A 10323-nucleotide genomic window follows, 5' to 3' on the forward strand; every position below is an offset into this window, starting at 1 on the left:
ACTCCCCCACCGTCACCCGATCCTCCGGTGTTCCACCGAGCTCGATGAGCTTCTCGGCGCCGCGCTGGCGCGCCTCGGCGGCCGTATCGCCCGTGACGGTGGCTCGTTTGCCCTGGTACTTGACGTCGACGCGCCAGCGGCCGCTCGACGTGCGGCGTGGTTTCATGTCGGAGAGTCGTACCACAGGGGTGCGCGCTACGGGCGCACGGGGCGCACGGCCGGGCGCGAAAGAGCCCCTGGCGGACTCGGCGGATTTGCCGGTCTACCAGGGGCTTTACGGGGTGGGCGTACGAGGAATCGAACCTCGGACCTCCACCGTGTCATGCTCGAAACCAGCGTCCCCATGGGGTTTTGCACTGTTCCGTCGTGTCGCTTACACAAATTTCGAATGCGGCGAGCACAAGGACGCTTGAACCGTTCTTCAGTCGGCTTGCAATTCGTTTGTCCGCGCCGACTTCAGCATCGGATGCCCCCCCGACTGAACCTTCAAATTCTTGTTGGATTGATCAATGGACATCGTCCAACCGTAGGGTGGTGAAACTATGACCCGAGCATCGGCCTCCAACCATTCCACATCGAAAGGAATGACGAAGTCACCGTCCATCAATTCGGTCACCTCGACTTCGACTCCATTGACCACCAACTTCGCGAATGCAAACGGATTTGAGTTGGCGAGAAGAGCACCTTCACACTCCATGTAGGTCAAATCAATCGCACGTGACTCCTTCATGTCAGCAATTGCCGTGGCCAATTGGTTCTGAATCCAACGTGTGGAAAGACCGATCGGTAAGAAACTTGCCATCCTTGATTCACCCAGCGCGGTTCGATGTCCTGCTCGTATCCATAGGCGAACTCAATCCGGAGAGACCCTTTCGGCTGGTTTGCGATCAACCAAGGATCTTCTTCACGCAGCTCCTTCGAAACCGGCAGGTCAAAACGCCCATTTGCATCCACTGAAATGACAAGGTCACCCGCTTTTGACTTCAACGTCATCCGAATGTCATCTGGGCTGACCCCAGGAGTAAGGCTTCGAACGAAGAAACGCATGGACGCCGGCACCACACCGTCGATCTTGGGCGGCTCAATCTCAGTAGCTCGAAGTGCACTGGAATACCGCATTCGCGCGAACTCTTCCCCAACCGCGGTTGTGCCGACCCAAAGCGTGACCATGCACGCCACAAGGAATCGTGTCATTTGTCCATTCCTTTCAGTGCTCACCGACTGAGCTCGACGCACTATGAAAGATCGTGATCCTCGTCGGTATCCGCGTTCCTTTGCTTGGTCTCGTCCGGCGAGTGCCCCAACAGCGCGTAGCGAACGAAGTGCAGCAAACCAGAAAAGCTGAATTTCGGATCAACGTATCGTTCGATCACGTAGAAAGCGAAGTAGTAAGCTCGACAAAATGACCAGATCGCAATGGCAAGCACCCCAATCGTCTGCAGACTCGGAGAATTCGCGATCAAAACCAGTGAAGCGAGCCCTCCCGTCACAACGAACAACCCGCCCTTGAACCAGATCCATCTTGGGTCTGTCAAATTTGCCATCGCATCACCCTGCTTGATGGATCAATCATCAAAGATGCACCACTTCACAAACCAAATGATGAGCGGTGCAAGCATGATGGCGGCAATCTTGATCATCGAATTCTTCCCGTTTCAAGATGTTCATGGTGACACAAAGTGCCCCTCGGACCGCTACGATGGCAACCCTGAGCGTCTCATCATACCAATAATTTCTGGCTAACAATTCCAGCATTCGCGTAGGCCGGATCAAGTCGCTTCGGCGCCGATCCGGCAGATCAGCCGAACCGAAACCTTCGTGCTCTCTGTGCCCTTCGTGGTGAAGAACCTCTGCTGGCAAATGCACCACGAAGGACGCGAAGAGCACGAAGGGTCAGTGTGAACGTGAACATGTTGTCAACCAATTGCGAACGTTATCCATTGTGTCCGCTACGTCGCTTCGTGGTGAAAGGAAGACCTGCAATCGACTCCTATCCCAACTCATGAGCCGGCAACAACCGACTCAAAGCACAAAGCGACGGAGACCGTCCTTCAGCCGTGTCACATTGAAATTAATCAACAGCCCCGTCCGGATTCTCGCCAGCTTCATGTAAGTCAGCAATTGAGCCTCGTGAATCCCCTTCAATTTCTCGACGCTCTTCAGTTCGAGAATGATGGAGCCCTCCACCAACAAATCGATCCGATAGCCACAATCCAACGCCACGTCATTGTATCGAACAGGTTGCGGGTGCTGGAGCTGGAACGGGATTGAATTTCTCCGGAGCTCATGGGCAAGGCATTGCTCATACGCAGACTCCAGCAACCCAGGCCCCAATTCGCGATGCACTTCAATTGCGCACCCGATCACTCGGTGCGACAGGTCATCAAATTCCATTTTCCTCGTCCCTCAACGCACCGCTTTCCACGCTGGAACCACCGACGTGGGTGAATCGATGACGGCTCATCGTAGCAAATCGTTCAACCACGAAGGACTCGAAGAACACGAAGGGTCAGCGAGAACCAGCCCCATCTCTTCGATCTCGCCCCCGAATCCAAAACCAAATGCGACGGACCGCAAAACAGAGGTCTCGGCCACTTCGCAATTAAGATTCAAAACGAACCATCCGTCCGCTGAAAACCTGAACCTTCGTGCTCTCTGTGCCCTTCGTGGTGAAGAATCCCTGCTGGCAAATGCACCACGAAGGACGCGAAGAGCACGAACGCGAATTCAATTTCTTCTTATCAAAAAAACCATGAACGAATCACTCCACGCGATTCACGGCTCACCATCGCCCATATGGCGAAACCAGACACGCCCACCCATGGTAGCGTGATGAAAGGCAGCTCAATCCAACAAGCGACCAACCGCATTCACGCAGACGTCGCCCAGGTCAGATGGTCCGCGGGCGAGAGAGGACACCGAGCATGGAAAGTGGCGTGTGATACCACTCCCCCGGTTCAGTAGGTCACCGCGGTCTGGTCGTCGTTGACTGGCCACCCCAACGCCCATTGCAGACGGAACTGGGCTTGGTTGTAAGAAGTCACGGCCTGAAGATAAGCACGACGGGCAGACTCCAAAGCCTGGACGGCTTGCAAGACTTCGACGGGCAAACCTTCGCCATCTTGGATCCGTTCCAAGTTCGCTTCGTACGATTGTTCCGCCGTAGCGATGGCTTGTTGCGTCAAATCCATTTGTTGACGACGAAACTCAACCTGGCTGGCGGATTCCGAGATCTCGGCTGCGATCTGATCCATGACGCGAATTTTTTCGTACTTGGCTTGTTGAACTCGTGCGGACGTACGGTTGCGAGCGGCACGTTCCCCGAGCCCAAAGTTGCGTAGTTCCCATGTCACGACGGCATCGAAATCATAGCGACCATCCACATCGCTGAGGTCGTTCCCCAAACCGCCTCCAAATCCGCCGGTGCTGTAACCCAACAAAACACTCGGAACAAACGGAGCATACTTTTCGCGTTGGTAGGCTTCGCAGGCGGCAGCGACCAACGACTGGGATTCTTTCAGCTCCGGTCGTGACGACAAACCCGTGCTGATCAACGATGCTTTGTCCGTTCCTATATGGGTCAGGTTCAACGGAACCACGGTCACGTCCATTGGAACCAAGTTTTCGCCCGAGTGCATGCTGATTGCCTGAGCGAGTCGCGCCGATGCAATCGCAATGCGTTCCTGACCGGCAGCCAAACGACTGTCGATCAGACGAAGTTCCGTTTGCATTCGATCTGCGTCGGCTTGCAATCCCTGGCCCGCGGAAGCAAAGTCGGTCGTGATCCGCGTGAGTTCTCCGGCACGGTCGCGAGATTCTTCCAGCACGCGAGCGTCTTGGTGAGCTTCCAACAATTCAGTGTAGGCCATCGCAGCGTCCAACAACTGCTGATTCAACACACCGGCTGCGGCGTGGCTCCGTGCCCAAGCGGACTTCTCCGCAATCTTCGGTTGAAAGATTGCGTCGGCCAAATGGAACTGAGCCACCAGCCCCGGTCGAGTATTGGTTGTCCCCGCACCGGTCGCACCTGCGCCCAACCCGTACTGAAACGAATTTCGATTGACATCGACGATGTCGCCGTTGCTGGATTGGTAGTTCCCATCGTGTCGGTGGAAACTGAACCCAGCCTGGATGGAGGGCAACCACAACACCTTGGCTTGATCCAGTTCCGCGTACGCTTCGCGAGTCCGCCACTGCGCCAATCCAACTGCCGGGTGTTGGGCGTCGATCATTGCCAACGCAGTCGGCAGGTTCATTTGGACGGAATCGGTGGCCAACATGCCGACTTCCACCGGTTGCTCGAAGGACTCAACCACCATGGGTTCCGGCGACAATCCCACCGAATCACTTTCAAATGCTGCAAGGGAATGCTCCGCGGGCTGCGTTGTGGCCTCCTGCTCGATTGGCTGCAATCGGTACCGTTTCCCATCAATTGTCATCACCGTTTCGCTCATCGACTCAGGCTGCGAGCCGGTGGCCCGAACGTCACGGTGGGCAACCGGACGAATCGAGGGAACGTCGACGTGGTTGTCCTCAGTTGAGCTGGAGTCCGCTTTCAGCGGATCTTTGGTCGCCGCGGCGATCGCGGTGGCAACGGCCGTCGAACGGGTGGAAAAGGCCTCTGCAGCAGGAACACGGTGCGAATGCTGAACACATCCGATCGCCGGAACGGTGCTCGTCAGCGCAATGAAAGTGTAAAGAAACGAACGGGACATCCATGTTCTCCTAGTTCACCTGTTCGGAAGAAAGCGTTCGTGGGCCATTTTCAGATCCTCCCGAACGCACCGGTTTCTACCAATGACTTTCGGCGATTGGTCTTCCCGATGGTGACGATCGATCGCGTTGAATTAGTCAGTTCTAATCTGCTGCTCATCGAATCGGCCCATTGCGCGAACTAAACTGCGTCGATCACTTAGCGAACCGCTTCCGGTCAGACAGACTCTTCCGATTCCCCCAATTATCACAGCGGAGCCCAGGACACTGTCCTCGATTCACAACATGCCCTTTGCAAGCCCGCCCCGCCTCGTGCTCTCTTTCGCCGTCCTCGCCGCTCTCTGTTTCGCGACAGGCTGCAGTGACTCCCATTCCGTGGCAACGCAATCCAAACCGCCACGCGTCACCCCGGTCAAAACCGTCACCGTCCAACCCACCGAAGTGACGCGAACAAGCATTCAACCGGCAACCATCCACGCCTACTACCGAGCAGAAATTCGCTCGCAAGCAACCGGTTACGTGGAATCGTTCTCCGCCGACATTGGTGAGTTTGTTGAGTCAGGAACAGTCTTGGCAAAGATCGCTGTTCCCGAAAAACTGCAACAACGCCGAATCATCGAAGCCAAGATCAGGCGTTTGGAATCCCAAGAGAAGCAAGCCGCCGCAGGTGTGCAATTGGCGGAAGCAAGCGAACGGTCGTCGCGAGCCAAATTGGCCCAGGCCGAATCCGAACGCGCCGCAGTCGACGCATCTCTCGCGGCAGCCAACGCGGAGTTCGGTCGAACTGAAGACCTGGTCAATCGAGGCTCCTTGCAGAACCGCATGCTTGATGAAGTTCGAATGAAACGCGATAGCGAATCAGCTCGCAAGCAAGCGGTCGAATCCGCCGTGGAATCGGCTCGCGCTAACGTGGAAGTCGCCACCGCAACGATCGAATCCGCACGGGCTGATTTGGAAACCGCACAAGCGGAAACGGAAATCGCCCGACGTGAACTCGATGAACTCGACGTCTGGATTGACTACGCCGCGATCAAGGCTCCTTTCGCTGGCATCGTCACGGAACGAAACATTCAACCGGGCGATCTGGTGCGAGCCTCCAACGATGTTGGACAGGTCGAGCCCTTGTTTGTGATCAGTCAAATCAATCGGGTCCGTGTTCAAATTCCCGTGCCTGAAAACGATGCTCCTCTGGTCACCCCCGGGGACGAAGTCCGGTTGACCTTCCCGTCGTTTGCGTCAGAAGCACCTTTGATTGCCCAGGTCACCCGCCGCAGCGGCAGCTTGGATGTCAACACACGAACCATGTTGGTCGAAGTCGAAATGGACAATCCCGATGGCAAACTCTTGCCCGGCATGTTCGGCCAAGCGACGATCGACATCGACACACAAACCGCCGCCAACATGCTGCCTTCTCAAGCGATCCGTTTTGATGAATCAGGCAACGCATTTGTGTACGTGGTCGCGGACGATGACACGATCTCCATCCAAGAGATTTCGACGGGCATGGATGACGGCAACTTCATCGAAGTCCTGACCGGTGTCGAGCCCGGACAGGCGGTCATCGACGCTCACTTGAGCCGCTTCATTGACGGACAAAAAGTCGCCGTTTTGGAGGCTGCTCACTGATGTCATTGATCCAATTTTCACTCCGCAATCGTTTCGCGGTGCTGGCGGCATCCATCGCTCTGTGTGTTTTGGGTGCAGCCGTCATTCCCGGCATCACGATCGACATCCTGCCGGATTTCAAAAAACCGGTGGTCGTCAGTTTCTTCTCCTATCCGGGTCTTCCCACCTTGGACATGGAGAAATCAGTCACCTCGCGCGTGGAGCGTGCGTTGACCTTGGCAGGCAAAATTGAGCACCAAGAATCACGCACCGTTCCGGGTGCCGCCGTGATCAAAGTCTTCTTCCAACCGGGTGCCGATGCCAGTTCTGCGATGAATGACATCGTCAACCTGGAAGCCAGTGACATGTTTCACTTGCCGCCGGGGATCGAATGGCCTTTCACGCTTCGCAGTGAACCGTCGAATCTGCCCGTCGTGCTAGCGGCAATCTCGGGCGAAGGGTTGAGCGAATCCGAACTCTACACGATCGGGTACTACGCCGTCCGAAACAAAATGGGTGGCTTGAAAGGGGTCCAGATCCCTCACCCCTTCGGCGGAAAGTTCCGCCAAATGATGGTCTACGTCGATCCCGCCAAACTGCAGGCCTACCACGTCAGCGCCACCGATGTGGTCGACGCACTCAAGAAATCCAACTTGGTGCTGGCAGCGGGCACGGCAACCATGGGTGGAACAGACTACCAAATCCATCCCCGAAACACGCTGCCTGATGTCGATGAGATTGAGGGCATTCCCATCGCAGTCCGCAACGATCGTCCGATCTTCATTCGAGACGTCGCGGAAGTCAAAGACGATGCGGCGTTGCAATACAACATCGTCCGAGTCAACGGAAACCGCAGCGTCTATTGCCCGCTCCTTCGCGAACCCGGCGAGAACACGATTGCGGTGGTGGACCGAATCTACGACGGAATCGCATCGGAGATTCCCAAGATGAAGGAACGCGGTGACATCCCCGAAGCAACGGAAGTCACCCTGGTCTCGGACCAATCCCTCTACATTCGCAACGCGATGTCCAGCCTGCTCACCCAGGTTGCACTTGGGTCGGTCTTGGTGGCCTTGGTCGTCTTTGTGTTCTTAAGACGCCTGCTGCCGACGGTGATCATCGTTTCGACGATCTTGTTGGCGATTTTGATCGGAGCCTTGGGATTCGCGTTCTCAGGTCAGACGATCAACGTCATGACGCTCGGCGGGATCGCATTGGCCATCGGTACCGTGGTCGACGCTGGGATTGTGGTGGTCGAAAACGTGATTCGCCACGGCCGCATGGGCAAATCCGCCATGGAAGCCGCCCGCGATGGAACCCAAGAAGTCTCGGGCGCAATTCTTGCCGGGACCATCACCACGTTGGCTGTGTTCTTGCCTGCAATCTTCTTGACGGGAATGATCAAGTATCTATTTGCTCCGTTGTCGCTCGCGGCCACTTTGACCATCGGTGCGTCCTATATTTTGGCGTTGACGGTCGTCCCGGCTTTCTGTGCGACATTCGTCCGTGAACGTGTCCGTGAGAAATCGTCCGATCAGCAAGAGGAAGGCAACAAACCGAAACCTCACCAACCTTCGGGTCTGTATGGGCGTTTGCTGACAACGGCCATGCGAGCTCCTGCGATCTCGGCATTGGTCATCATTGTCGGCGTGGGAGCATCGTTCCTTTTGTTGCCTCAAATCGGCACCGAACTCTTCCCCAACGTGGATTCCGGCAGCTTTGAAATCCGCTTGAAAACCCTGCCGGGAACCGCACTGTCAAAGACGGAAGAATTGGTCGCCAAGATTGAAGATTCGATCAAGGAAGTCATTCCGGAAGATCGGATCGACACGATCATTTCCAACATTGGTTTGCCAGTTGGAAAGGGAGCGGGTTTCTCCACCGTGTTGAGTTCCAACTCGGGGCCGGATACGGCCTATTTGATCGTCAACTTGAATCAAGAGAACCGTCGTGTTGGCACCCAAACTTACATCGATGAATTGCGAACCAAACTGAACGAAGAATACCCACTGGAACAATTCATGTTTGTCTCCGGCGGGATCGTCAACATGGCGCTCAACGAAGGCGTTCCAACTCCGATCAGCGTTCAAGTCGCCGCGGGCACTCTGCAGCAATGCCGAGACGCGGCCGAGCGAATTGTTCGCGAGATCGCTCCGATCCAAGGAACACGTGATGTCCAAATCGCCCAGTCTCTCGACTACCCACAATTTGACGTGAAAGTCGATCGCACCCGGGCCAAATACCTGGGCGTCGACCAAGAACAGGTCGCACAAACGGTGCTGACAGCACTGGGATCAAGCGTGGGCTATTCGCCAACGATTTGGATTGATCCGAAAAGCGGCGTGGACTTTTTCATGGGCGTTCAGTACGCATCCAACAAGTTTCAGTCGCTCGATGAGGTGCAGAACATCCCGTTGTCTCTCGACACCCCGGATGGCCCCATCACAATTCCGCTGTCCAACATCGCGACCGTCAATCGCGTGACGATCCCTGGCGAGATCGCCCACTACAACATTTCCCGGGTCAACGACATTCACGTCAATGTCGCGGGAAGAGACCTGGGAAGCGTCGCTGCGGACATCGATGCCGTTTTGGCGGACATGGAATTTGCCAACGGCGTCTCGGTGACACTTCGAGGCCCCGTGGAAAAGATGCGAGACGGGATGAGCATGCTGGGTGCCGGACTCGCTGTCGCGACGTTGCTGGTTTACCTCGTTCTCATGGCTCAATTCCGTTCCTTCCTCGACCCGTTGATCATCATGCTGTCCGTGCCACTTGGCATCGGTGGTGTCCTGGTGGTTCTCTTCTTGACGAACACCTACATCAACATCCAATCGTTGATGGGCACGTTGATGATGATCGGAGTCGTTGTGAACAACTCGATTCTGCTGGTCGAGTTTGCCAATCAGCGACTCGCCAGCGGTGCGACTCCTCGAGACGCAGCGATGTCAGCGGCACAAGTGCGATTGCGTCCGATTTTGATGACGTCGTTGACCTTGGTCGCATCCATGTTGCCACTCTCGTTCCAACTTGCCCCTGGAAACGAAGCGATGATCCCACTTGCTCGGGCGTTGTTAGGAGGCATGGTGATCTCCACCATCCTGACGCTGATCCTGGTTCCCTGCGTTTACGTGATGCTCCATCGAAACCAAAGGTCAACGGCCTAACTCAGCCAGTCGAAAACGAGCGACATCGTGGAAGGGCGTGAGCCATCCGGATTCGCACCGAGCGGCTTGCGTCGCACCGGTAAAATCGTCACTCAATGCTCATGGATTCACGCTCGAACCGCGCAAAAAAACCACCGACACGATTCAATCGTGCCGGTGGTTTGCGTTCCGATCGTTGGTGACGTCGGGAGTTATCGTCCGATGACTTCGACCGTGGTTTCGATCAAGTCACCCTCGGCTTGAAGCGAAGTCTTCTTTGGATTGGTGATCGTGCCCCAACCTTCGGCGTCTGGTTCCGCACGGCTGATGGCGGATGCCAACGCGACGGTTTCTTGTTGGTCGAGTTGGATCGCTTCGCCAGCGTTGTTGACGAATGAGGCTGGTGGCAAAGTCGCGGCCCCTTCGGTGCTTGCACAGCATCCGAGGTCGCAACCACCCACATCACAACCGGTTTGGCAACCTGCGTCACAGCTTCCACTGTCACAGCATCCGTTGCCACATCCCTTGCCACAACCAAAGATCCCACGTGCACGTTGACGGCAATCTGGGCAGCAAGCGATGGCGGACCAATCGTAAGTGCAGACCGTTTTCTTCTTCTTATCCGTGACCAACTTCTTGACCGTCCGAACCTTGCCGCACTTCTTCAGCGGCCCGCATTCCCATGGGAAACGCAGCGGTGGAATGCAGATGGTTTCGCATTCGACGTCAAAGCATGTCACGTCGACTTCTTCTTTTTCAACTTCGACAACGCAGCGTCCGGCTTGGCAGAAGCAGCACGCGGGTCCGAAAGCACTGGCGGTACTCGAGAAGACCACCGAAGCGGTCAGTGCGAAGAGTC

General features: G+C 55.9%; 8 protein-coding genes. 2 read left to right on the top strand and 6 right to left on the bottom strand.

The annotated features are described in order from the left end of the window. Positions 1-421: 421 nt before the first annotated feature. The 5 genes from ACF8AM_RS12830 to ACF8AM_RS12850 form a co-directional block, all read right to left on the bottom strand. A complete protein-coding gene (locus tag ACF8AM_RS12830; RefSeq protein ID WP_392556012.1) occupies positions 422-751 on the bottom strand; it encodes a hypothetical protein in 330 nt (109 codons plus the stop codon). Then, positions 727-1194, bottom strand: a complete 468-nt coding sequence (locus tag ACF8AM_RS12835; protein WP_392556013.1) for a hypothetical protein — start codon at positions 1192-1194, stop codon at positions 727-729. Before ACF8AM_RS12835 ends, ACF8AM_RS12830 begins: the two co-directional genes overlap by 25 nt. A gap of 41 nt (positions 1195-1235) precedes the next feature. Then, positions 1236-1544 carry a hypothetical protein gene (locus tag ACF8AM_RS12840; protein ID WP_392556014.1) on the bottom strand — a complete coding sequence of 103 codons (309 nt, stop codon included), beginning with the start codon at positions 1542-1544 and terminating at the stop codon, positions 1236-1238. A 478-nt stretch (positions 1545-2022) separates the two neighbouring features. Next, the gene (locus tag ACF8AM_RS12845; RefSeq protein WP_392556015.1) at positions 2023-2394 is read right to left on the bottom strand and encodes a GxxExxY protein; all 372 of its coding nucleotides are present in this window, start codon (positions 2392-2394) and stop codon (positions 2023-2025) included. Positions 2395-2957: 563 nt separating this feature from the next. Continuing rightward, positions 2958-4715, bottom strand: a complete 1758-nt coding sequence (locus ACF8AM_RS12850; protein WP_392556016.1) for a TolC family protein — start codon at positions 4713-4715, stop codon at positions 2958-2960. Positions 4716-5088: 373 nt separating this feature from the next. On the opposite strand from ACF8AM_RS12850, the gene ACF8AM_RS12855 reads away from it, so the two are divergent. Both ACF8AM_RS12855 and ACF8AM_RS12860 read left to right on the top strand, forming a co-directional pair. After that, entirely contained in the window at positions 5089-6339 is a 1251-nt protein-coding gene (locus tag ACF8AM_RS12855) for an efflux RND transporter periplasmic adaptor subunit (protein ID WP_392556017.1), read from the top strand. Further along, a complete protein-coding gene (locus ACF8AM_RS12860; RefSeq protein WP_392556018.1) occupies positions 6339-9485 on the top strand; it encodes an efflux RND transporter permease subunit in 3147 nt (1048 codons plus the stop codon). The genes ACF8AM_RS12855 and ACF8AM_RS12860 overlap by 1 nt, the downstream gene beginning before the upstream one ends. Before the next feature lie 191 nt (positions 9486-9676). Here ACF8AM_RS12860 and ACF8AM_RS12865 read toward each other — a convergent pair. Beyond that, positions 9677-10323: hypothetical protein (locus ACF8AM_RS12865; protein ID WP_392556019.1), on the bottom strand; the 647-nt coding region annotated here is incomplete at its 5' end.

The sequence above is a fragment of the Rhodopirellula sp. JB055 genome (genome assembly GCF_043100905.1).
GTDB lineage: Bacteria > Planctomycetota > Planctomycetia > Pirellulales > Pirellulaceae > Rhodopirellula.

Excerpts from the sequence above, each read along its gene's own strand:
- ACF8AM_RS12840 (WP_392556014.1), bottom strand. The coding sequence starts at position 1,544 with ATGGCAAATTTGACAGACCCAAGATGGATCTGGTTCAAGGGCGGGTTG.
- ACF8AM_RS12845 (WP_392556015.1), bottom strand. The coding sequence starts at position 2,394 with ATGGAATTTGATGACCTGTCGCACCGAGTGATCGGGTGCGCAATTGAA.
- ACF8AM_RS12850 (WP_392556016.1), bottom strand. The coding sequence starts at position 4,715 with ATGTCCCGTTCGTTTCTTTACACTTTCATTGCGCTGACGAGCACCGTT.
- ACF8AM_RS12860 (WP_392556018.1), top strand. The coding sequence starts at position 6,339 with ATGTCATTGATCCAATTTTCACTCCGCAATCGTTTCGCGGTGCTGGCG.
- ACF8AM_RS12835 (WP_392556013.1), bottom strand. The coding sequence starts at position 1,194 with ATGACACGATTCCTTGTGGCGTGCATGGTCACGCTTTGGGTCGGCACA.